General features: G+C 68.8%; 20 protein-coding genes and 1 tRNA gene. 14 read left to right on the top strand and 7 right to left on the bottom strand.

All coding sequences use genetic code 11. The features are described from left to right. Positions 1-61 precede the first annotated feature (61 nt). A tRNA-Leu gene (locus ITJ57_RS11320) sits at positions 62-145 on the bottom strand. 171 nt (positions 146-316) lie between these two features. Here ITJ57_RS11320 and ITJ57_RS11325 point away from each other — a divergent pair. The 3 genes from ITJ57_RS11325 to mshC all read left to right on the top strand — a co-directional run bounded on the left by ITJ57_RS11325 (position 317) and on the right by mshC (position 3,831). Then, the gene (locus tag ITJ57_RS11325; protein ID WP_194670076.1) at positions 317-1,636 is read left to right on the top strand and encodes a M20/M25/M40 family metallo-hydrolase; all 1,320 of its coding nucleotides are present in this window, start codon (positions 317-319) and stop codon (positions 1,634-1,636) included. A 135-nt stretch (positions 1,637-1,771) separates the two neighbouring features. Next, positions 1,772-2,596, top strand: a complete 825-nt coding sequence (locus ITJ57_RS11330) for an undecaprenyl-diphosphate phosphatase (protein WP_194670077.1) — start codon at positions 1,772-1,774, stop codon at positions 2,594-2,596. Beyond that, positions 2,593-3,831 carry a cysteine--1-D-myo-inosityl 2-amino-2-deoxy-alpha-D-glucopyranoside ligase gene (mshC, locus tag ITJ57_RS11335; RefSeq protein ID WP_194670078.1) on the top strand — a complete coding sequence of 413 codons (1,239 nt, stop codon included), beginning with the start codon at positions 2,593-2,595 and terminating at the stop codon, positions 3,829-3,831. Before ITJ57_RS11330 ends, mshC begins: the two co-directional genes overlap by 4 nt. A gap of 43 nt (positions 3,832-3,874) precedes the next feature. Here the strand turns inward: mshC and ITJ57_RS11340 are convergent, their stop codons facing one another. After that, the gene (locus ITJ57_RS11340; RefSeq protein ID WP_194670079.1) at positions 3,875-4,801 is read right to left on the bottom strand and encodes a PAC2 family protein; all 927 of its coding nucleotides are present in this window, start codon (positions 4,799-4,801) and stop codon (positions 3,875-3,877) included. Positions 4,802-4,882: 81 nt separating this feature from the next. Between ITJ57_RS11340 and ITJ57_RS11345 the strand changes: the two genes are divergently transcribed. From ITJ57_RS11345 to lnt, 9 genes are all read left to right on the top strand, one after another. Continuing rightward, positions 4,883-5,590 (top strand): HAD family hydrolase, encoded by a 708-nt coding sequence (locus ITJ57_RS11345; RefSeq protein WP_370582335.1) that lies wholly within the window; start codon positions 4,883-4,885, stop codon positions 5,588-5,590. Further along, positions 5,587-6,651, top strand: a complete 1,065-nt coding sequence (locus ITJ57_RS11350) for a tRNA (adenine-N1)-methyltransferase (protein ID WP_194670080.1) — start codon at positions 5,587-5,589, stop codon at positions 6,649-6,651. Before ITJ57_RS11345 ends, ITJ57_RS11350 begins: the two co-directional genes overlap by 4 nt. A 71-nt stretch (positions 6,652-6,722) precedes the next feature. Beyond that, on the top strand, positions 6,723-7,679 hold the full coding sequence (locus tag ITJ57_RS11355) for an FKBP-type peptidyl-prolyl cis-trans isomerase (protein WP_194670081.1): 957 nt from the start codon (positions 6,723-6,725) through the stop codon (positions 7,677-7,679). Between the two features lie 80 nt (positions 7,680-7,759). Then, a complete protein-coding gene (locus ITJ57_RS11360) occupies positions 7,760-8,800 on the top strand; it encodes a WYL domain-containing protein (protein WP_194670082.1) in 1,041 nt (346 codons plus the stop codon). Further along, positions 8,793-9,803 carry a helix-turn-helix transcriptional regulator gene (locus ITJ57_RS11365; protein ID WP_370582336.1) on the top strand — a complete coding sequence of 337 codons (1,011 nt, stop codon included), beginning with the start codon at positions 8,793-8,795 and terminating at the stop codon, positions 9,801-9,803. The genes ITJ57_RS11360 and ITJ57_RS11365 overlap by 8 nt, the downstream gene beginning before the upstream one ends. 81 nt (positions 9,804-9,884) lie before the next feature. Further along, positions 9,885-10,154, top strand: coding sequence for a Sec-independent protein translocase subunit TatA (gene tatA / locus ITJ57_RS11370; RefSeq protein WP_194670084.1), 270 nt, complete (start codon positions 9,885-9,887; stop codon positions 10,152-10,154). A gap of 138 nt (positions 10,155-10,292) precedes the next feature. Further along, a complete protein-coding gene (gene tatC / locus ITJ57_RS11375) occupies positions 10,293-11,054 on the top strand; it encodes a twin-arginine translocase subunit TatC (RefSeq protein ID WP_194670395.1) in 762 nt (253 codons plus the stop codon). Continuing rightward, a complete protein-coding gene (locus ITJ57_RS11380; protein WP_194670085.1) occupies positions 11,051-13,471 on the top strand; it encodes an RNA helicase in 2,421 nt (806 codons plus the stop codon). The genes tatC and ITJ57_RS11380 overlap by 4 nt, the downstream gene beginning before the upstream one ends. 8 nt (positions 13,472-13,479) lie before the next feature. After that, the gene (gene lnt, locus ITJ57_RS11385) at positions 13,480-15,039 is read left to right on the top strand and encodes an apolipoprotein N-acyltransferase (protein ID WP_194670086.1); all 1,560 of its coding nucleotides are present in this window, start codon (positions 13,480-13,482) and stop codon (positions 15,037-15,039) included. 87 nt (positions 15,040-15,126) lie between these two features. On the opposite strand, the gene ITJ57_RS11390 is transcribed toward lnt, so the two are convergent. From ITJ57_RS11390 to ITJ57_RS11405, 4 genes are all read right to left on the bottom strand, one after another. Next, positions 15,127-15,489 carry an RNA polymerase-binding protein RbpA gene (locus tag ITJ57_RS11390; protein ID WP_056005533.1) on the bottom strand — a complete coding sequence of 121 codons (363 nt, stop codon included), beginning with the start codon at positions 15,487-15,489 and terminating at the stop codon, positions 15,127-15,129. A gap of 135 nt (positions 15,490-15,624) precedes the next feature. Further along, positions 15,625-16,407 (bottom strand): glycerophosphodiester phosphodiesterase family protein, encoded by a 783-nt coding sequence (locus tag ITJ57_RS11395; protein ID WP_194670087.1) that lies wholly within the window; start codon positions 16,405-16,407, stop codon positions 15,625-15,627. 7 nt (positions 16,408-16,414) lie between these two features. After that, complete coding sequence (locus ITJ57_RS11400; RefSeq protein WP_370582337.1) at positions 16,415-17,443, bottom strand: SPFH domain-containing protein; 1,029 nt, start codon at positions 17,441-17,443, stop codon at positions 16,415-16,417. Continuing rightward, positions 17,440-17,937 carry an NfeD family protein gene (locus tag ITJ57_RS11405; RefSeq protein ID WP_194670088.1) on the bottom strand — a complete coding sequence of 166 codons (498 nt, stop codon included), beginning with the start codon at positions 17,935-17,937 and terminating at the stop codon, positions 17,440-17,442. Before ITJ57_RS11405 ends, ITJ57_RS11400 begins: the two co-directional genes overlap by 4 nt. A gap of 195 nt (positions 17,938-18,132) precedes the next feature. On the opposite strand from ITJ57_RS11405, the gene ITJ57_RS11410 reads away from it, so the two are divergent. After that, a complete protein-coding gene (locus tag ITJ57_RS11410) occupies positions 18,133-18,897 on the top strand; it encodes an SDR family oxidoreductase (RefSeq protein WP_194670089.1) in 765 nt (254 codons plus the stop codon). 69 nt (positions 18,898-18,966) lie between these two features. Here the strand turns inward: ITJ57_RS11410 and ITJ57_RS11415 are convergent, their stop codons facing one another. Beyond that, entirely contained in the window at positions 18,967-19,560 is a 594-nt protein-coding gene (locus ITJ57_RS11415; protein WP_194670090.1) for an HdeD family acid-resistance protein, read from the bottom strand. A gap of 171 nt (positions 19,561-19,731) precedes the next feature. Between ITJ57_RS11415 and ITJ57_RS11420 the strand changes: the two genes are divergently transcribed. After that, positions 19,732-22,104, top strand: coding sequence for an excinuclease ABC subunit UvrA (locus tag ITJ57_RS11420; protein WP_194670091.1), 2,373 nt, complete (start codon positions 19,732-19,734; stop codon positions 22,102-22,104). The last annotated feature ends 113 nt before the right edge of the window (positions 22,105-22,217 follow it).

Here is a 22,217-nt window from a genome sequence, read left to right on the forward strand (position 1 = left end):
CGGCGGGAAAACAAGAACGGCCGGAGCTTTCGCTCCGGCCGTTCGCCGTCTCAACACGGTGTGCGCGAAGGGGGACTTGAACCCCCACGCCCGTAAGGGCACTAGCACCTCAAGCTAGCGCGTCTGCCATTTCCGCCACCCGCGCGTGTTGTGATCGTGTCCGGCTTTCGCTGGGCACGAGAAGAAACTCTAGCACGGATTTCGGCACCCGTTCACCACCCCGTCGCTCAAGGCACCTGGCGCATCACCGTTCGGGGCGGACCGGGCACCGGAGCCCGCGAGTGCAGCCGACCGGAACGGCGGGTAGCGTTGAGGCATGACCTCCGGCTCAGACGCATCCGCTCCCCAGCTCGACGAGACCACGCGGATCGCGCGGGACCTCATCCGAATGGACACCACGAACTACGGCGAGGGCCGCTCCAACGGCGAGACGGAGGCTGCCGAGTACGTCGAGGCGTACCTCAAGGACCTCGGCTTGGAGCCTGAGCTCATCGACGCGGCGCCCGGCCGCACGAGTGTCGTCGCCCGCGTGGCAGGCACGGACCCGTCGAAGCCTGCGCTCGTCGTGCACGGTCACCTCGACGTGGTGCCCGCCGATCCGGCGAACTGGTCCGTCGACCCGTTCGGCGGCGAGATCAAGGACGGCCTGTTGTGGGGGCGCGGGGCCGTCGACATGAAGAACATGGACGCGATGATCCTCGCCTCCCTCCGGGAGATCCTCGGCAGCGGCCGTCGCCCGGAACGCGATCTCGTCGTCGCGATGTTCTCCGACGAGGAGAACGGCGGCGTGTTCGGCTCGCACCATCTCGTGACGGAACGACCCGAGCTGTTCGCCGGCGCGACCGAGGCCATCAGCGAGGTCGGCGGCTACTCGATCACCTTCGGCGGTCGGCGCTCCTACCTGCTGCAGACCTCTGAGAAGGCCCTCGTCTGGATCAAGCTGGTCGCGACGGGCCGGGCGGCCCACGGATCCCGCTACGTCCAGGACAACGCCGTGACCCGTCTCGCCGAGGCCGTCGCCGCGATCGGCCGGACCGAGTGGCCCATCCGCCTCACGGACACCACGGAGCAGCTGCTCCGGGAGATCGCGACCATCCTCGGCGCCACGCCGGAGCGGTTGGGGCCGGACGAGCTCGCCCTCGCGACGGGGACGGCATCCGGGTTCATCCAGGCCTCCCTCCGCACCACCAGCAACCCGACCCTGCTGCAGGCGGGGTACAAGCACAATGTGATCCCCGATCGCGCGGAGGCGCTCGTCGACATCCGCACCCTTCCCGGCGAGGAGGACGCCGTCCTCGCGCGGGTCGCGGAGATCGTGGGGGAGGACATCGAGATCGTCGTGATGCACCGCGACATCGGGCTCGAGACGCCGTTCTCCGGGCCGCTCGTGGACGCGGTGGTGGAGACGCTCGGACGCCACGACCCCGGGGCCCCCGTCCTGCCGTACATGCTCTCCGGAGGGACCGACAACAAGGCGCTGTCGTTGCTCGGCATCACGGGGTACGGCTTCGCGCCGCTGCGACTGCCCGAACACCTGGACTTCCCTGCGATGTTCCACGGCGTCGACGAGCGGGTGCCGCTCGACGCGCTAGGGTTCGGCAGGCAGGTCCTCACGGACCTCCTCCTCGACTACTGAGAAAACCACGGATCGCTTCCGCGCCGACTGCGCTGCGGGGCGCTCCGCGAGCCGTCCCGCCGACGAACGCCGGATCCGGCCGAACACCAGCCATCCGGCTGCAGACTGAGCCTCACGGCTCCAGAAAGGTGCGCTGTGGACCTCATCAACGCCATCATCCTCGGACTCGTCCAAGGGCTGACCGAATTCCTCCCGATCTCCTCGAGTGCGCACCTGCGCATCCTGGGGGAGTTCCTCCCCGGCGCGAAGGACCCAGGGGCCGCGTTCACCGCGATCACCCAGATCGGTACCGAGGCCGCCGTGGTGGTCTTCTTCTGGCGTGACATCGTGCGGATCATCTCCTCGTGGTGCAAGGCGCTCGTGGGCAAGATCCCGCGCGATGACGCCGATGCCCGCATGGGGTGGCTCATCATCATCGGCAGCCTCCCGATCGTCGTCCTCGGTCTCCTGTTCCAGGATCAGATCGAGACGACCTTCCGGTCGCTGTGGATCGTCGCGGTCATGCTGATCGTCTTCGGTGTCCTGCTCGGCGTCGCCGACGCGGTCGGTGCGAAGAAGCGTCGGCTGAAGAGCCTGACGTACCGCGACGGGGCGATCTTCGGCGGGGCCCAGGCGCTCGCCCTCATCCCCGGCGTCTCCCGCTCCGGCGGGACCATCACCGCCGGCCTCTTCATGGGGTACGAACGACGCGCCGCAGCACGCTACGCGTTCCTGCTGGCCATCCCCGCCGTCTTCGGCAGCGGTTTCTACCAAGTGTTCAAGAGCATCGGCGAACCGAGCCCCTACGGCCCGGTCGAGACCCTGATCGCGACGGTCATCGCCTTCGTCGTGGGGCTCGCCGTCATCGCCTTCTTCATGAGCTACATCTCGAAGCGCAGCTTCCTGCCCTTCGTCGTCTACCGCATCGTCCTCGGCGTCGTCCTGCTGGTCCTGCTCGGCACCGGCGTGATCGCCGCATGAGGGCCTGGTCCGCCCCGGTCGTCCCCGAGCTGCCCGGATCCGGCACGGCTCCCTGCCTCTGGGACACCCCGAGTGCCAGGCTCATCGAGGCTTCGGCGGAACGCACGGCGCGGCTGTACGTCTGCGGCATCACGCCGTACGACGCCACGCACCTCGGTCACGCGTCGAGCTACCTGGCGTACGACACCCTGCAGCGGGTCTGGCTCGACGCCGGATACGAGGTGCACTACGCCCAGAACATCACCGACGTCGATGACCCGCTCCTCGAACGTGCGAACGCGACCGGTGTCGACTGGCGTGAGCTCGCGGCGAGCCAGGTCGAACTCTTCCGGAGCGACATGGAACGGCTCAGCATCCTGCCGCCCGAGGACTACGTCGCGGTCACCGAGGTGATCGGACCCATCGCCGACGCCGTCGCGCTCCTCCTCGAGCGCGGTGTCGCCTACCCGGTCGACACCCCGGACAGCGCGACTGGGGACGACGTCTACTTCGACGTCCGTGCCGCGGCCGACGACGTCTGGCACCTCGGCGCCGAGAGCGGTCTCGACGAGGCGACGATGGCGGCCTTCTTCGCCGAGCGCGGGGGAGACCCCGACCGACCGGGCAAGCGTGACGCGTTCGACCCGCTGCTCTGGCGGGCGGAACGCACCGGAGAGCCGAGCTGGGACTCCGTCGTCGGCCGAGGACGGCCCGGGTGGCACATCGAGTGCTCCGTCATCGCGCTCGAGCACCTCGGTTCCGACTTCACCGTCCAAGGCGGTGGCTCAGACCTCGTCTTCCCGCATCACGACCTCAGTGCCGGCCACGCCGCCGCCCTGTCCGGTCGTCCGCTCGCCAAGGTGTTCAACCACGCCGGGATGGTCGCCTACGAAGGCACCAAGATGTCCAAGTCGCTCGGCAACCTCGTCCTCGTCTCCCGTCTGGCCGCCGACGGCGCCGACCCCTCCGCGATCCGGCTGGCGATCCTCGCGCACCACTACCGCAGCGACTGGGAGTGGCACGACGAGGACCTCACCGAGGCCGACCGGCGACTCGCGACCTGGCGCTCGTCCTTCTCGGCGGACGCTGTCGGGGGAGCCTCAGCGGACCGACTCCTGCAAGCGATCCGCGTCCGGCTCGCGGACGACCTCGACACGCCCGGTGCGATCGCACTGGTCGATGACGCAGCGACCACCGGTGTCGACGACGCAGGCCTGGTGCGATCGACCATCGACGCACTGCTCGGCGTGCGTTGACCCCGGGCGCCCTCGTGACGCCGCGGTCTCCTGGGACCGCGGCCTAGTCGCGGTCCTTGCGCCAGGGCTCGTCGCCCTTGCCCTCGTCGCGTCGGAGGTACCGTTCGAACTCCTTCGCGATCGCCTCGCCGCTCGCCTCAGGCGACTCGACCGTGTCCCGTGCCTGCTCCAGCTGCTGGATGTACGCGGCCATGTCCTCGTCCTCGGCGGCCAGCGTGTCGATCCCGTTCTGCCATTCGCCCGACTCCTCGATGAGCGCTCCGCGCGGGATGACGACGTCGATGAGTTCCTCGAGCTTGTCGATGAGCGCGAGGACGGCCTTCGGCGACGGCGCACTGTGGACGTAGTGGGGGACCGACGCCCAGACCGACAGGCTCTGAACGCCCTGTCGCTCCGCCGCGTCGGCGAGGACGCTGAGGATCCCGACCGGACCCTCGTAGGTGCTGCGTTCGAGCTGGAGGGCCTGTCGCAGCTCGGCGTTCTCGCTCGAGGCGAAGACAGAGATCGGCCGAGTGTGCGGGACGTCGGCGAGCATCGCGCCCAGCATGACCATGGTCGTGATCCGCTCCTCGGCGATCACCGTGAGGATCTCGTCCACGAACGCCTTCCAGCCGCGGGACGGTTCCGCGCCGAGCAGGACGTAGACGTGCTCACCACCGCCCTCGCTGACGCGGAGTGCGGCGTCCTCGGCGAGCGGGGTCGCCGGTCGGGACGCGACAGGGTCCGGCCCGGAGATCGTGGTCCCCGGCCAGGTCAGCGACCGCTTGCCGTCCTCGTCGACGCCGACCGTGGGGCGGTTGAACTGGTAGTCGTAGTAGGGCTCGGGGTCGATCTCGAGCAGGGGACGGAGCGCTAGCGAATCCCGCAGGACGCGCACCGCCCCACTGGCCGCCTCACCGGCGTCGTTCCAGCCCTCGAACGCCACGACGAGCAGGCGACCGCCCAGTGGCTCCTTGGTGTGTTCCGTCACGTCTCACTCCTCGATGCTCGGGGACCTCCCGCGACCATCCATCCAGGATAGGCGCTCCGCCACCCGGTAGCATGGCACCCCGTGACCACCACTCTCCTCCCCGCTGCAGTCCTCTGGGACATGGACGGCACCGTCGTCGACACCGAGCCCTACTGGATGGAGGCCGAGACCGAGCTGGTCGCGGCCCATGGCGGGACCTGGACGCACGAAGACGGCCTGCTCCTCGTGGGCAACGGCCTGTGGGACTCCGCGGCCATCCTCCAGGGCCGTGGCGTGGCGCTGGACGCCGACACCATCGTCGCGCACCTCACGGACCACGTCAGGCGGCTCATCCAGGAGCGCGGCGTGCCGTTCCGTCCGGGTGCACAGGAGCTGTTGCGTGAGCTCCGAGAGGCCGGCGTTCCGACCGCGCTCGTGACGATGTCGATCCGGTCCATGGCTGAGGACATCGCCGCCGGGATCCCGTTCGACGCGTTCGACCTGATCGTGGCCGGCGACGAGGTCGACCAGCCGAAACCGCATCCCGACGCGTACCTGCGGGCCGCCCGCGCACTCGGCGTCGATCCAGCCGAGTGCATCGCGATCGAGGACTCGGCGACCGGGCTCGCCTCCGCCCTCGCTGCGGGCACGATCGCCGTGTCCGTCCCGCACATCGTGCCGATCCCGGCCGGCCCACACCACACCACCTGGGACACACTCGCCGGGCGGACGGTCACCGACCTCGCAGCGCTCCGCGCGCACGCGGCGCCCGCCACCCACCACCCCGAGACAGAGGCAGTACAGCGATGAGCTCCAACCACCAGCCGGCGAACAGCGGCTCGTTCCGCGAGGGCGACCGCGTCCAGCTCACCGGACCGAAGGGGCGGCGGAACACGATCACCCTGGAGGCCGGCAAGGTCTTCCACACCCACCGCGGGATGATCGCGCACACGGACATCATCGGTCTGCCCGACGGCAGCGTCGTCGCCAACACCGAGGGCATCGAACACCTCGCCCTGCGCCCGCTGCTCGTGGACTTCGTCATGTCGATGCCGCGCGGAGCGGCCATCATCTATCCGAAGGACGCCGCCGAGATCATCGGCCAGGCCGACATCTTCCCGGGCGCCACGGTCGTCGAGGCCGGCGTCGGTTCGGGCGCCCTGTCCCTCTGGCTCCTCCGCGCCATCGGACCGTCCGGCCGTCTGGCGTCGTTCGAACGGCGCGACGAGTTCGCCGACGTCGCCCGAGGCAACGTCGCGACCTTCTTCGGCTACGACCCGCAGAACTGGTCGGTCACGGTCGGTGACCTCCAGGAGACCCTGCCGGAGACGATGCCGGCCGAGTCCGTCGACCGTGTGGTGCTCGACATGCTCGCGCCGTGGGAGTGCCTCGACGTCGCCTGGGAGGCTCTCAAGCCCGGAGGGGTCATCCTCTGCTACGTCGCGACCGTCACCCAGTTGTCCCGCGTCGCCGAGGCCATCCGCGGAACTGGCGGATTCACGAACCCGCAGTCGAACGAGACGATGATGCGCGGTTGGCACGTCGAAGGGCTGGCGGTGCGGCCGGACCACCGCATGATCGGCCACACCGGATTCCTCATCACCGCGCGCAAGCTCGCGCCGGGGACGGTCCTCCCGGAACTCAAGCGTCGGGCGTCCAAGAGCGACTTCAGTGCGGAGGACGTCGAGCTGTGGACGCCGGGAGCCCTCGGCGAGCGGTCCGCGAGCGCCAAGATCCTGCGGAAGCGCGCCAGGAGCGCCGGTGCGAGCGCCGAACTGTCCCGCGCCCGTGGCCTCGACGCCGGTGCCGGTGATCCGGACGACATGACCGGATCGCAGGTCTCCGAGCCGGTCGACGGCGACGCGCGCTGACCGCCGTCCACGTCGACTAAACTGTGCGACGGCGACCTGCCGTCCCACCCGTACCACCGAAACGAGGATCCGTGCGCACTGCACCAGCTCTCATCGCCGCAGCAGGTCTCCTGCTCGTCTCCCTCACCGGGTGTACCGCTCCTGGCTCGGCCTCGTGCGACGCGGCGGCGTCCGCCGGCGACGCCACCAAGCTCATCACGGTCTCCGGAGACTTCGGCGCGAAGCCGATGGTCGAGCTGCCGAAGCCGCTGTACACGAAGACCACCGAGCGCGACATCGTGATCAAGGGCGACGGCGCGCTGGTCGAGGCCGACGGCACGGTGGGCGTGAACCTGATGCTCCTCAACGGTCGAACCGGCGAGGTCCTGCAGCAGACCGACTTCGCCGGCCCTGCGGCCTCGCTGATCGCCCTGGCCGGGAACCCTGCTGGGTTCACGAAGGCACTCGCCTGCTCGACGGTGGGATCACGCGTCGTCGCGGCCATCTCGTCGAAGGACGCTTTCGGCGAGGCCGGAGCCAACGAGGCGATCGGTCTCAAGAAGGACGACACGATCATCCTCGTCGCTGACGTCCACAGTGCCGCGCTCCCGAAAGCGGACGGCGCGGAGCGACCGATCCCGTCGGGGTTCCCGTCTGTCGTGACCGCGCCGAGTGGTCAGCCCGGGATCACGATCCCAGCGGCCTCGGCGCCGGCCGAGACGAAGCAGACGCTGTCGCGCGTGGGCGACGGGGCCACGGTGAAGGCCGGCGACCAGGTCATGGTCAACTACACCGGCGTCCTGTGGGACCAGAAGAGCGTCTTCGACAGCAGCTGGGAGAAGGGACAGCCCCTCGTCTTCCAGGCTGACGGCGGCCAGATGATCAAGGCGTTCAACGATGCGGTGGTGGGAGCGAAGGTCGGTTCCCAGATCATCCTCGTCGTCGCACCGAAGGACGGCTACGGCGACCAGGGGTCCGGGACCATTCCGGGCGGCGCGACCCTCGTGTTCGTCATCGATGTGCTGGGGACACAGCCCCCGACGCAGTAACCGTTGCTCACAGCTGAGACGGCCCGTCTCCCACCCGCGTCGCAGGGGGGAGGCGGGCCGTCCGTCGGTAGACTGGACCGGTGTCCTCAGCCCGCGAGTCCCCGAAGCCGGTGCCGGTCGAGGAGCGGCTCTTCAGCCTCGTGCTCGCCCTCCTCGCCACCCAGACCGGCCTGACGAAGAACGAGATCCTGTCGACCGTGCAGGGGTACCGGCAGCAGTACTCGGCCGGCGGTGGCAACGCCAGCCTGGAACGCCAGTTCGAGCGCGACAAGGACAACATCCGCGAGCTCGGCGTCCCCCTCGAGACGATCGAACAGCCGGGCGAACCCGGGAACAACCAGTCGATGCGCTATCGGATCCCGAAGGGTGCGTACGAGCTGCCGGCCGACGTCCGGTTCACCCCGGCGGAGCTGTCCTTGCTGTCGCTGGCGGCGACGGTATGGCGCGAGGGTTCGCTCTCCGGCCAGTCGCAGCGCGCCATGACGAAGCTGCGGTCGCTCGGCATCGAGCCTGACGAACCGATCATCGGGTACGCCCCGCGGTTGCGCACGCGTGAGGCCTCGTTCGAACCGCTCGACGCCGCACTGGAACGGCGCGCCGTCGTCGCCTTCCCCTACCTGAAACCAGGGGAGGAGCGCCCGCGCGTGCGCACCGTGGCACCCCTCGCGCTCGTCCAGCACGAGGGGCGATGGCACCTGTACGCGACCGACCGCGCGGTCGACCAACCGCGGACATTCCTCCTGTCGCGGATCGTCGGTCCGGTGAAGCCGACGGGTGAGTCGTTCCCGGCGGACGACGTCGATCACGCCGCCGCCGCCATCGAAGGTCTTCGGCGGGTTTCATCCTCGCAGCGCGCCGTGGTGCGCGTCCGACCGGGGACCGATGCCGCCGCGCGTCTGGGCAACCGATACGGCCTGGCCGACGCCGACCACGCTGAACTCACCATCCCCTACCTCGACCACCACATCCTCGCCGACGAACTCGCCGGATTCGGTCCCGAGGTCCTCGTCGTCGACCCGCCCGCGCTCGCGGACGCCGTAGCGGCGAGACTCAGGCTCGTCGTCGCCCGACACACCGACACCGATGACGCTCCGGAGCCGAAGGAGGCCACCCGTGGCTAAGCGACCGGCAGCACCCCGCGCTCAAGACAAACTGATCTTCCTCCTGTCGCTCGTCCCGTACCTCATCGACCGCGAGCGGGTGACGGTCGAGGAGGCCGCCCGACACTTCGGCCTCTCACCGCGCCAGATCCGCGAGGCGGTCGAACTCCTCACCGTGTCGGGCGTCCCTGGCGACACGCGGCAGTATCTCGCGGGCGACCTCTTCGACATCGACTGGGGCAGCTTCGAGGAGGACGACGAGATCGTCCTCACCCACCGGGTCGCCCTCGACGACAGTCCTCGGTTCTCAGCGAGAGAGGCGTCGGCACTCATCGCCGGTCTCCAGTCCCTGCAGCGGCTCCCGGAGTTCGTGGACAGCGACGTCATCGGCGGGGTCATGGCGAAACTGGCGCGCGGTGCCTCGTCGGCACCGGGCCAGCTCGCCGTCACGGAGTCGTACTCGGCCCGGGCCGTAGGCATCATCCGCGCCGCACTCGCCGTCGGACGCAGCGTGGCGTTCGACTACGTCGACGCGAGTGGTTCGACCGAGGCGAGGCTCGTCGACCCGCTCCGTCTCGAGTCCCAGGATCAGGACTGGTACCTCTACGGGTGGTGCCACCTCCGAGAGGCGACGCGACGCTTCCGACTGGATCGGATGACGGAGCTCCGACAGAGCGAAGCCGAGGTCGTGTTCCACGAGGCGGAGGTCGTCGTCCCGACGGCGTTGTTCGAGCCGAGTGACTCCGACCGCAACGTCACGGTGCTCGTGCGTCGTTCCGTCCTCCCACTCATCGACGACTACGTGGTCTCCGTCGACGGTGCGGTAAACACCCCGGCGGGGTCCGACGAAGCCGACGGCGAGGTGACCGCCACGCTTCGTCTCGCGCACCACCACGGCCTCAAACGGCTCGTCGCCGCCCATCCCGGACTCATCACCGTGTTGGGGCCGGCGGACGCCCGGGACGCCGTCGCGGACTGGGCCGCTGCCGGGCTCGCTCAGTACCCCGCCGTCGCCGCGGATTGACGGCGCGCACTTCCGGCGGTATGCAGGCCAATGCAGGGTAGAGTGGGGGAACCTCGACCTCGAAGATCAGGAACGAAGACTATGTTCGGCAACGCATTCACCGGATGGCACCTCGTCATCATCCTCCTCATCGTCCTGCTCCTGTTCGGCGCACCGAAGCTCCCCGGGCTCGCCCGAAGTGTCGGTCAGTCCATGCGCATCTTCAAGAGCGAGGTCAAGAGCATGCGCGACGACGAGCCCGCTGCGGGCGACGCCACGACGCCGGTCCCGCCGGCGGGCACTGCGCCCGTCGAGCCGACTCCGGCCGCCACGGCCCCGCAGAAGCCGACCGACCCGCCCGTCAAGCCGTAACGCCGAGGATCACGCGAGCCCGATGACGCCAGCACCTGGCACCCGACGAGTGCGCCTCGAAACCGCTGTCGAACGACGGACGACACAGCCATGGCGATGACGGAGCGGCGCCCGAAGAAGCAGAATCGCGAGGGGCGCATGTCCCTGGGCGAGCATCTCGTCGAGCTGCGGAAGCGTCTCTTCTACTCCGCCATCGGCATCATCGTCGGCATGGTGGCAGGCTTCATCGCCTCGGAGTGGATCATCGACGCGATGAGCGCACCGATCCTCGTCATCGCCGACGACCGCGGTCAGGCTTTCCTGAACTTCACGAACGTCACGAGTGCCTTCGACCTGCGGATGAAGATCGCCCTCACCACGGGCGTCGTCCTCTCGAGCCCCGTGTGGCTGTACCAGATCTGGGCGTTCCTGGTCCCCGGCCTCACGCGGAAAGAGCTCAAGTACGCCGTCGGCTTCTTCGCCACGGCCGTGCCCCTCTTCCTCGCCGGCTGCTACGCCGGCTGGTTCGTGCTGCCGCACATCGTCGAACTCATGCTCGGCTTCACGCCCGCGGCGGCCGCCAACTTCCTCGACGCCACGACGTACTACGACTTCGTCCTGAAGCTCGTGCTCGCCGTCGGGGTCGCGTTCGTCCTCCCCGTGTTCCTCGTGCTCCTGAACTTCGTCGGCGTCCTCTCAGCGGCCGCCATCATCAAGGCATGGCGCGTGGCGATCCTCGTCATCGTGCTCTTCACCGCGATCGCCACGCCCGCGGCCGACATCGTGTCGATGTTCGTGCTGGCGATCCCCATGGTCGTGTTGTACTTCGCCGCCTACGGTGTCGCGTGGCTGCACGACCGCCGCGCTGCGAAACGGCAGCTGCGCATCGACACCGAACTCGACAGCAAGGGCCTCGTATGACTGACGCCGCTTCCCCCGCCGAGCGGTATCGGGCGGCGGCGGTCCGGAACGCGACCCCGCGGCTCCAGGAGTTCCGGGCACGGCAGCGGTTCGACCTCGACCCGTTCCAACTCGAGGCCTGCGAACGGATCGAGCAGGGGAGCAGCGTGCTCGTCGCCGCGCCGACGGGGGCTGGCAAGACCATCGTCGCCGAGTTCGCCATCGCCCTCGCCATGCACGGAGCACGAGGCAAGGTCTTCTACACGACGCCGATGAAGGCGCTCAGCAATCAGAAGTTCCAGGAGCTCACCGCCGAGTACGGCTCGGAACACGTCGGACTGCTCACGGGCGACACGAACGTCAACGGGAACGCCCGGATCGTCGTGATGACCACCGAGGTCCTGCGCAACATGCTGTACGCGGACTCGGACGCCCTGACCGACCTCGCCTTCGTCGTCATGGACGAGGTCCACTACCTCGCGGACCGCTTCCGAGGTGCGGTCTGGGAAGAGGTCATCATCCACCTCCCGCAGTCGGTCCGCATGGTGTCGCTGAGCGCGACGGTGTCGAACGCCGAGGAGTTCGGCGACTGGCTCCAGGCCGTCCGCGGCGACACCGCCGTGATCGTGTCCGAAGAGCGCCCGGTGCCGCTGACCCAGCACGTGCTGATGCGGAACAAGCTCGTCGACCTGTTCGCCGCGCCGAGCCTCGCCGACACCCACCAGGTGAACCCGGAGCTCGTGCGCATGGCACAGTTCGGCGGACGCGCACCCAACAGCCGCCAGTACAAGGACGTCAGCCGCTACAACCAGCGGCGCGCTCCGCACCGCACCGAGAAGCTCGACCGTGGGCACTTCGTCCAGATGCTCGACGACCACCATCTGCTTCCCGCCATCTTCTTCGTCTTCAGCCGCGTCGGCTGCGACCAGGCGGTCAAGCAGGTCCTCCGTTCGGGCATCCGCCTGACGGAGGCGCACGAACGCGACGAGATCCGTCAGATCGTCGACGAACGCTGCCGGACCCTGCTCGACGAGGACCTCGCGGTGCTGGGGTACTGGGAGTGGCTCGACGGCCTCGAGCGCGGCGTCGCCGCCCACCACGCCGGCCTCCTGCCGGCGTTCAAGGAGGTCGTCGAGGAACTGTTCCGCCGGAAACTCGTGAAGGTCGTCTTCGCGACCGAGACCCTCGCACTCGGCATCAACATGCCCGCGAGGACCGTCGTCCTGGAGAAACTCGAGAAGTTCAACGGCGAGGCCAGAGTGCCGATCACGCCGGGGGAGTACACCCAGATCACCGGACGGGCCGGTCGTCGGGGCATCGACGTCGAAGGCCACGCGGTGATCCAGTGGACCGAGGGGCTGCACCCGCAGTCGGTCGCGTCCCTGGCCTCTCGACGCACCTACCCCCTCAACTCCAGCTTCCGCCCCACCTACAACATGGCCGTGAACCTCATCGACCAGTTCGGACGTCAGCGGACACGTCAGATCCTGGAGTCCTCGTTCGCGCAGTTCCAAGCCGACCGCGCCGTCGTGGGGATCGCCCGGAAGGTGCGCGAGCAGGAATCCTCCCTCGCGGGATACGAGCGGTCGATGTCCTGTCACCTCGGTGACTTCATCGAGTACGCCGGCATCAGACGCGAACTCACCGACCTCGAGCGCAAGGGTGAGCCGAACGGTTCTCGGGCGTCCAAGGATCGACGGCAGCGCAAGCTCGCCGAACTCCGCAAGCGGATGCGCGCGCACGCCTGCCACGTGTGCCCGCATCGCGAGGATCACGCGCGCTGGGCGGAGCGGTGGTTCAAACTCAAGAAGCAGACCGATCAACTGCGGCAGCAGATACAGACGCGCACAGGCGCCGTCACCCGGGTGTTCGACCGCGTCGTCGACGTGCTCCTCGAGTACGAGTACCTCACCCGGGACGAGCACGGGGTCGTCGTCGTCGCCGCCCCCGGACGGACCCTGAAGCGGATCTACGGCGAGCGGGACCTCCTCGTCGCGGAGTGCTTGCGCACGGGCGCCTGGAACGAGCTCGACGCGGCATCGCTCGCGGCGATGGCTGCGGCGATCGTCTATGAGCCGCGACGCGAGGAGCAGAACACACCCGAGCGCTTCCTGCCTCGTGGACCGTTCCGCTCGGCGCTCGAGCGGACGCAGGACATCTGGAGTCGGCTCGACGACAGCGAACGCGAGCACCGGCTGCCCGGCAGCAACCCGATCTCCACGGGACTCTCCCTCGCGATGCACCAGTGGGCGAAGGGTGCCAACCTCGACACGGTGTTGATCGAGGCGGAACTCGCCGCGGGTGACTTCGTGCGGTGGTGCAAGCAGACCATAGACCTGCTCGACCAGCTGCGCATCGTCGACGGGCCGGTCGGTCGGACCTCGCGTCAGGCGCTCGATTCGATCCGCCGCGGCATCGTCGCGTACAGCTCGCTGTGATCGCTGGAATGCATCGGAGCGCGCGGCCCATCCCGATCGAAGCACCAGGAGACGGACGCCCGGCGCTTCCCTTGTGGCTCGCCGTCGTGGTCGCCATCGCCGCGGGCCCGATCCTGGACGGCGGGTTCCCCGATCGGGGTGTCTGGCCGCTGACCTTCGTGGGCATCGCGCTCGTCCTCCTGACCCTCATGGGTCGGAGCGTCTGGGGTGCCCTGCTCGTCGGGTTCCTGGCAGGGGAGTCGTTCTACCTGGTGCACATCGAGTGGGCGACGGCGTACCTCGGCCCCGTCCCGTGGGCGGCGTTGTCGACCCTGGAGGCGATGTTCTTCGGGTTGGGAGCAGTCCTCGTGACGCTTGCCTACCGCTGGCTCCCTCGGGCGTTCCCCGGTGTCGCCGGGCGGGTCTGGCTGACGGCGGCCGTCGTCGCCGCGCTCTGGACGGCCAGGGAGACGCTCGTGAGCACCTGGCCGTACGGCGGGTTCCCGTGGGCGAGGATGTCGCTCAGCCAGTCGGAGAGCCCGTTCGCACCGCTGGTCGCATGGGTGGGGTTCTCTGGCCTGTCGTTCCTCATGGTGCTCCTCGTCGCGTTGGCGCTCCAGTTGGCCGCCACGGCCGATCTCCCCGCCGTCACCCGGGTCGGGACCGCCGTCCTCGCCGTCCTCGCGGTCCTGCTCGTGCCGGCCTGGCCCACCACGACGACCGGGAGCATCCGGGTGGCCGCGATCCAGGGGAACGGCCCCGCGGGGTACTTCGATGCGGCGGCCCCTGGGACGGTCATGCAGACCCAGATCGACGAGACCCTGCGCGTCATCGATGCGGACGTCGATGTGGTGGTCTGGCCGGAGGGCAGCGCCGACCTCGATCCGCAGCGGGTCCCGCAGTCCGCAGCCGCACTCGACGCTCTGAGCCGACGGATGGATGCACCGTTCGTCGTCGGCGCGATCTCCGAACGGGGCGACCGCTACTTCAACTCGTCGCTGCTCTGGGATGCTGGCGACGGTGTCCGCGACGTCTACGACAAGAAGCACCCGGTGCCCTTCGGGGAGTACGTCCCCGACCGCGACTTCTGGGAGCCGTTCGCGCCCGACCTCATCGGTCTCATCCAGCGCGAGTACACGCCGGGCACGAAGGACAACGTCTTCGACATCGACGGTGTGCTCGCCGGCATCAGCATCTGCTTCGACATCGCCGACGACCAGCTGACCCGCGACGCCGTGGCGGGCGGGGCGCGCGTCGTCTTCGCGCAGACGAACAACGCGGACTTCGGCCAGACGGACGAGAATCAGCAGCAGCTGGCCATCGCCCGGCTGCGTGCGATCGAGTCCGCGCGCTCGGTCGTGAACATCTCCACCGTCGGCACGAGTCAGATCATCGGTCCGGACGGGGCGACGATCGACAGTATCCCGGCGTTCCGGCCCGGTTCGATGGTGTCGGATGTGCCGCTCGCCGACACGGTGACGCCGTCGATGGCGTTCGGGCACCAGCTCGAGGGGTTCATCGGGGGCATGGGTCTCGCGTCCCTCCTGCTCGCCGGTTTCGCGGCACGGGTCCGACGACGAGCGCAGTGAGGGATCCAGCCGGTCCATGCCCAGACATGACGATCGGCTGATCCGAAGTCGGATCAGCCGATCGAGGGGAGGCCTGGGGGCTCGGGGCTACGCGCTCTTCTGCTGGCCGCGACGCGCACGCAGGTAGGAGAGTCGCTCTTCGAGCAGTTCCTCGAGCTCATCGCGCGAGCGACGTTCGAGCAGCATGTCCCAATGGCTCCTCGGGATCTTCACATCGCCGCGGTCGACGACCACCGGCTGTGAGTCGACGAGCAGGACCGCCTCGGCACCGCAGTGCCGGCACTCCCACAACTCGGGGACTTCCGCGTCGGCGGCGAACGTCATCGTGGTCTCGCGCTCACAACTCTGACACCGGTAGGTGTGGTTGCTCCGCGCCGAGAATATGACGCCCTCTTCCGTTTGTAGACTCTGGGCGCCCAAGCGCATTCCGCGCAAACTGCGATCTGCCATTGTGTGGTCTCCTCTCGCTCGGCATGCACAGTTATAAACCCACAAGCTGGGTAAAGTGTTCCGTTCACCCACCCGGCTCCCAGGTCACGCCCAGCTCGCAGCCGATGGAGTGCGACCACTCCGGTCAGGCGTCGTTCAGCGCGAGCCCAGCACCTCGAGGGCGAGGTCACACCGGTCGGTGACGAGACCGTCGACACCGAGATCGAGGAGACGCCGCATGTCGGCCGGGTCGTTGACGGTCCAGACGTGCACCTCGACGCCGAGGGCGTGTACCCGCCGCAGGAGCCGTCCGATCACGACGGGGACGCCGCGATACCGCTCGGGGATCTGCAGGGCGTGCACACCGCCCAGCGCCCACCGGAGCGCCGTGTCGCCGAGGTGGAGGGCGACGGTCGGCAGCACCCGGAGCAGGATCGCCGCCGACGCCGAGGTGGGGATGTCCGCCGATCCGGCGTCGCCGCCGAGCGCGTCCAGCACCGCCGAGCGCCGACCCTCGTCGAACGAGGTGACGAGGACCCGGTCGCGCGCGTCGGCCCGGAGGATGGCTTCGGCGGACGGCAGCGCAGCGGCAGCGTCTTTGACGTCCAGGTTGAAGCGCGCCTCGGGGAAGGCCATGAGCGCCTCGTGGAGCGTCGGGACGTGGTCACCGCCGAGGTCGATCTGCTGGAGCTCCGCCAGGTCCAACTCGGCGATCGGTCTCGGATCGCCGGTGATCCGGCGCAAGGACCCGTCGTGGAAGAGGACCGCATGCCCGTCGCGCGTACGGTGCGTGTCGGTCTCGAGATAGTCGGCGCCCGCGGCGAGGGCCCGACGGAAGGACGAGAGGGTGTTCTCCGGAACACCGGGACCGGCCAGCCCTCGATGCGCGAACACGCGAGGACCGGCCGGCTGGAAGAAGGTGAGGCTCGATGCCGCCACCGTGTGCTCAGGACTCCGGGTGACCGGGTACCTGCGTGGACGCCGACGGCGTGGTCGGAGCTTGGGCCGACGACGTCGACGGGGTGAAGGGCGGCGCCGCGGCGGCGGCTGCAGCAGACCGAGCGGCGGCCGCGGGGTCGCGCGTGTTGCCGGGTCCGAACGCGGAGCCGATGCCCTTCAGTGCTTCCGTCAGCTCACTCGGGATCACCCAGAGCTTGTTGGCCTGACCTTCGGCGAGCTTCGGGAGCATCTGCAGGTACTGGTACCCGAGGAGCTTCTCGTCCGGGTCGCCGTCGTGGATGGCCTTGAAGACCGTCTGGATGGCCGAGGCCTCACCCTGCGCCCGCAGGACGGCGGCCTGAGCGTCACCCTCGGCGCGGAGGATCTCCGCCTGTCGGGCACCCTCCGCGGTCAAGATCGCGGACTGCTTGGTACCCTCCGCGGTGAGGATGAGCGCGCGGCGATCCCGCTCGGCGCGCATCTGCTTCTCCATCGAGTCCTGGATCGAGAGCGGCGGGTCGATCGCCTTGAGCTCGACGCGGCCGACGCGGATGCCCCACTTGCCGGTCGCCTCGTCGAGGACGATCCGGAGTTTGCTGTTGATCTCGTCTCTGCTGGTGAGCGCCTCCTCGAGGTTCAACCCGCCGACGACGTTCCTGAGGGTCGTCGTCGTGAGCTGCTCGACGGCACCCAGGTAGTTCGCGATCTCATAGGTGGCCGCACGCGCGTCGGTGACCTGGAAGTAGACGACCGTGTCGATCGAGACGACGAGGTTGTCCTCGGTGATCACCGGCTGGGGCGGGAACGACACGACGGTCTCGCGGAGGTCGATGAGCGGCCGCAGGCGATCGATGAAGGGGATGAGGAGGTTGAGCCCCGGCAGCAGGGTCTTGTGGTACTTCCCGAGCCGTTCGACCACGCCCGCACTCGCCTGCGGGATGATGCGGATGGAGCGGAACAGCACCACCAGCACGAAGATGACGACGATGGCGGCGATCACCCAGCCGATGATCGCTCCTGATGAGATGTCGTTCACGACTGCTCCTTCTGCTCGCCCAGCGGGGCCGGGTGGGTTGGGACGGGGACGACGACGGCGGTGGCACCGTCGACGACGGACAGGATGATGCGGGTGCCGGGCTCCAGCGAGGACGCGGGGGAGTCAAGGGGGGTGCGGGCGGTCCAGACCTCGCCGTTGCCGAGCTTGACCTGGCCGCCGTGCGGGGTGACCGTGGACATGACGAGCCCTGGCATGCCGAGCAGCGCGTCGATGTTGCTCCTGGCCGGGTCCGCACCGCGTTGCAACGCGCGGAGCAGCGGCGGCCTGACGGCGAGGAGCAGGAGGACGGCGGCGGCCGCTGCGATGAGCAGCTGCAACCACCAGGGGGCTCCGACCAGGCCGGAGAGCAACCCGACGACCCCGCCGAGCGCGAGCATCAGGAAGGTGAACTCCAGCGAGAGGATCTCGATGATGACGAACACGAGGATCACCACCAGCCAGGCGATCCAGGCGTACTCGGTGATGACGTCCATGATGCGGATTCCTCCCGGATCGGCTCGTGCGACTGCCGCCTCGTGACCCGGGGGAGCGCGAGACGGTGCGCCGGTCATCGTCAACGCTATCAGGTGGACCGCGGGCGCGACCGGATCCGTCCGTCCGGTTGTTGGTAGGGTCGTTGGCTGGAACCAGCCGCCGACGAGCGGCCCCAGATCTGAAGGAGCCCTCCCGTGACGAACCCTCTGGCCGCCGGATCCCTCGCCGGGAAGAACGTCCTCGTGACGGGCTCTTCGCGCGGCATCGGCGCAGACACTATCCGGTACTTCGCCGGCGCCGGCGCGAACGTGGTCATCAACTACCGCAACAAGGAGGCGCGCGCCGTCAAGCTCGCCGACGAGGTGCGGGCACTCGGTGTGCAGGCCGTCGTCGTCGGAGCCGACCTCACGGACCCCGCCTCGGTCGCCGCGATGTTCGCGACGACGAAGGCCGAGCTGGGTGACCTCGACGTCCTGGTCTTGAACGCCTCAGGCGGCATGGAGAGCGGCATGGCCGAGGACTACGCCATGCAGCTCAACCGCGACGCGCAGGTGAGTGTCGTCGAGCACGCCATGCCGATGCTGCGGCGGGGCTCGCGGGTCGTCTTCGTCACGAGCCACCAGGCGCACTTCATCCGGACCACCCCGACGATGCCCGAGTACGTGCCCGTCGCGACCTCCAAGCGGGCCGGCGAGGACGCCCTCCGCGCCAAGCAGGACGACTTCGACGCCGCCGGGGTCGACTTCGTCGTCGTGTCGGGCGACATGATCGAGGGCACCATCACCGCGACCCTGCTGGAACGCGCGAACCCCGGCGCGATCAGCTCGCGCAAGGAGTCGGCCGGACGCCTCTACAACGTCGGCGAGTTCGCCGCGGAGGTCGCCGCAGCCGCGGTGGAGCCGATCCCCGAGAACCACACCCGGTACGTCGGCGACACGAGCGACTTCATCGCCGAGTAGTCGACGACGATCGGACGACGGATGCCCGGGCCCACATGGGCCCGGGCATCCGTCGTCCTCCGGCCGGATTCACCCGGCGAGACCGGCCCGCTTCACCTGCTTGCCGAAGGTGACCGCCTGGACGATCTCGACGACGCCGGCCGCGATGAGGAAGAACGCGGTGACGAGGAGGAGCGTGACGGCTGCGAGGAGCGGGTTCGCGAGCACGAACACCCCGGCGACGACACTGATCACGCCATAGAGGACGGTGACCCACCGCGACACGTCCGGTGCCGAGTCGAACAGGGAGGCGACGCCTTCGACGATCCAGGAGAGGCCGATCACGAAGACGAGCGCACCGATGCCGAGCAGTGGGTCGAGGATGATGTAGACGCCTGCGGCGAGCAGCAGCACACCGAACACGATGGTGAGGATCCGCCAGCCGCCACGGTGGTCACGGGCGAGGACGCCGCGGGTGATGCGGGCGATCCCCGCGATGAGGAAGTAGCTCGCGAAGATCCACGCGACGGCGACGAGCGACGCCTTCGGGGCGACCAGCAGGAAGACCCCGAGGAGGATGGTGAGGACACCACCCACCGCGAACGCCCAACGGACGCCGGAGATCTGCCCGGCGGTCAGTCTCGCCGAGTTCAAGGTGTACGTGGTGACGGACGGTTCGGTCATGGTCGGCTCCTGACAGGTGGACGGTGCGGCGGCGCCTCCGAGCGATCGGACCGCCTACCACCAGTGTGACGCATCCGCACAGGTGTTTCCCAGCATGACCTCGGAAGTCACCTGCGACGGTAGCCGGAGCCCGCCGGACGTCGACCGGCGACGGCGGCTACGCTGATCGCCATGGACGCCGCATCGCAGGACACCCGGGTCGCTGACACCCACGACGTGATCCGGGTCAGAGGCGCCCGGGAGCACAACCTGCGGAACGTCGATGTCGAGCTCCCGAAGCGCCGCTTGACGGTCTTCACCGGTGTGTCCGGCTCGGGGAAGAGCTCGCTCGTCTTCGGGACGATCGCGGCGGAGTCCCAGCGCATGATCAACGAGACCTACAGCGCCTTCGTGCAGGGCTTCATGCCCTCGCAGGCACGCCCGGACGTCGACGTGCTCGAAGGCCTCACCACCGCGATCATCGTGGATCAGGAGCGGATGGGGTCGAACTCGCGGTCGACGGTGGGCACGGCGACCGACGCGAACACCATGTTGCGCATCCTCTTCAGTCGTCTCGGGGACCCGGCCGTGGGGTCCCCGCAGGCGTTCTCCTTCAACGTCGCCTCGATCAGCGGAGCCGGAGCGGTGACGATCGAGCGCGGGGGACAGAGCACGAAGGAGCGACGCAGCTTCTCGATCACCGGCGGCATGTGCCCGCGCTGCGAGGGGATGGGAACGGTGAACGACATCGACCGCTCCCAGCTCTACGACGCCACGAAGTCGCTCAACGAGGGCGCGCTCACCATCCCGGGATACACCCCGGACGGGTGGGGTGTCCGGATCTTCACCGGATCCGGCTTCCTCGACGCGGACAAGCCCATCCAGGACTACACGGAGCGCGAGCTCTACGACTTCCTCCTCAAGGAGCCGGTGAAGGTCAAGGTCGGCGACATCAACATGACCTACGAGGGCCTGATCCCGAAGGTGCAGAAGTCGTTCCTCTCGAAGGACCGTGAGGCGATGCAGCCGCACATCCGCGCCTTCGTGGACCGCGCCGTCACCTTCACCACGTGTCCCGCGTGCCAGGGGACCCGGCTGAGCGACGGTGCTCGGAGTTCACGCATCGCCGGACGGAACATCGCGGAACTGTGCGCGATGCAGATCAGCGACCTCGCGGCGTGGATCCGGGCGCTCGACGAGCCGTCGGTGCGTCCGCTGCTGACGGTCCTCCAGGAGACCCTGGACTCCTTCGTCGCCATCGGGCTGGGGTACCTGTCCCTCGACCGCGCCACCGGTACCCTCTCGGGTGGCGAGGCACAGCGGACGAAGATGATCCGCCATCTCGGGTCGTCGCTCACCGACGTGACGTACGTGTTCGACGAGCCGACCGTCGGACTGCATCCTCACGACATCCAGCGGATGAACGAACTGCTCCTGCGACTCCGCGACAAGGGGAACACGGTCCTCGTCGTGGAACACAAGCCGGAGACGATCACGATCGCCGACCACGTCGTCGACCTCGGCCCCGGAGCCGGAACCAGCGGGGGACAGGTGATGTTCGAGGGGACGGTCGACGGCCTGCGCGCCAGCGACACGCTCACCGGACGCCATCTCGACGACCGGGCGGCGCTCAAGCCGGAGGTGCGCCGTCCGACGGGCGTCATCGAGGTGCGCGGAGCCGACCGGCACAACCTTCAGGGCGTCGACGTCGACGTGCCGCTGGGCGTCCTGGTCGTCGTCACGGGCGTCGCCGGCTCGGGGAAGAGCTCGCTCATCCATGGATCGGTCGCCGGGCGCCCGGGCGTCGTGACGGTCGACCAGAGCCCGATCCGTGGTTCGCGTCGCAGCAACCCGGCGACCTACACGGGCCTGCTCGAGCCCATCCGCAAGGCGTTCGCCAAGGCGAACGGGGTGAAGCCGGCGCTGTTCAGTTCGAACTCGGCCGGGGCCTGTCCGAACTGCAACGGCGCGGGTGTGGTCTTCACGGATCTCGGCGTCATGGCGAGCGTCTCGACCGTCTGCGAGGTGTGCGAAGGCCGCCGGTTCGACGCTTCCGTTCTGGAATATCACTTGGGGGAGCGGGACATCAGCGAGGTGCTCGCGATGTCCGTCATCGAAGCCGAGGCGTTCTTCGCGGACGGTCCGGCCCGGACGCCGGCTGCGCACGCGATCCTGGCACGTCTCGCGGATGTCGGCCTCGGATACCTGAGCCTGGGCCAGCCGTTGACCACCCTGTCGGGCGGTGAACGCCAGCGACTCAAGCTGGCGACGCAGATGGCCGACGACGGTGAGGTCTACATCCTGGACGAACCCACGACGGGCCTGCACCTCGCCGACGTCGCGCAACTGCTCGGACTGCTGGACCGACTCGTGGACGCAGGCAAGTCGGTCATCGTCATCGAGCATCACCAGGCAGTGATGGCCCACGCGGACTGGATCGTCGACCTCGGACCAGGCGCAGGTCACGACGGCGGACGCCTGGTGTTCGCCGGGACGCCCGCAGCGCTCATCGAGGCGCGATCGACGCTCACCGGAGAGCACCTCGCGCGGTACGTGGGCACCTGACGCACCCCGGCCGTCCCAGCGACGTCCGGACCGGTGAGTCGTGACCCGGTGAGCCGATCCGACCCCGCTCGCGGCGGGCCGGAAAGGGCTGATAATGCACATTATGTCAACTC

Origin of the sequence: Plantibacter sp. VKM Ac-2880 (assembly GCF_015351235.1) — a bacterium.
In the GTDB taxonomy this organism is placed as follows: Bacteria; Actinomycetota; Actinomycetes; order Actinomycetales; family Microbacteriaceae; genus Plantibacter.

What these genes read in the sequence shown, in the direction of transcription:
- tatA (WP_194670084.1), top strand. Translation starts at nt 9,885, where the DNA reads ATGTTCGGCAACGCATTCACCGGATGGCACCTCGTCATCATCCTCCTC.
- ITJ57_RS11420 (WP_194670091.1), top strand. Translation starts at nt 19,732, where the DNA reads ATGGACGCCGCATCGCAGGACACCCGGGTCGCTGACACCCACGACGTG.
- ITJ57_RS11415 (WP_194670090.1), bottom strand. Translation starts at nt 19,560, where the DNA reads ATGACCGAACCGTCCGTCACCACGTACACCTTGAACTCGGCGAGACTG.
- ITJ57_RS11380 (WP_194670085.1), top strand. Translation starts at nt 11,051, where the DNA reads ATGACTGACGCCGCTTCCCCCGCCGAGCGGTATCGGGCGGCGGCGGTC.
- ITJ57_RS11350 (WP_194670080.1), top strand. Translation starts at nt 5,587, where the DNA reads ATGAGCTCCAACCACCAGCCGGCGAACAGCGGCTCGTTCCGCGAGGGC.
- ITJ57_RS11325 (WP_194670076.1), top strand. Translation starts at nt 317, where the DNA reads ATGACCTCCGGCTCAGACGCATCCGCTCCCCAGCTCGACGAGACCACG.
- ITJ57_RS11390 (WP_056005533.1), bottom strand. Translation starts at nt 15,489, where the DNA reads ATGGCAGATCGCAGTTTGCGCGGAATGCGCTTGGGCGCCCAGAGTCTA.
- mshC (WP_194670078.1), top strand. Translation starts at nt 2,593, where the DNA reads ATGAGGGCCTGGTCCGCCCCGGTCGTCCCCGAGCTGCCCGGATCCGGC.
- tatC (WP_194670395.1), top strand. Translation starts at nt 10,293, where the DNA reads ATGTCCCTGGGCGAGCATCTCGTCGAGCTGCGGAAGCGTCTCTTCTAC.
- lnt (WP_194670086.1), top strand. Translation starts at nt 13,480, where the DNA reads ATGCATCGGAGCGCGCGGCCCATCCCGATCGAAGCACCAGGAGACGGA.
- ITJ57_RS11405 (WP_194670088.1), bottom strand. Translation starts at nt 17,937, where the DNA reads ATGGACGTCATCACCGAGTACGCCTGGATCGCCTGGCTGGTGGTGATC.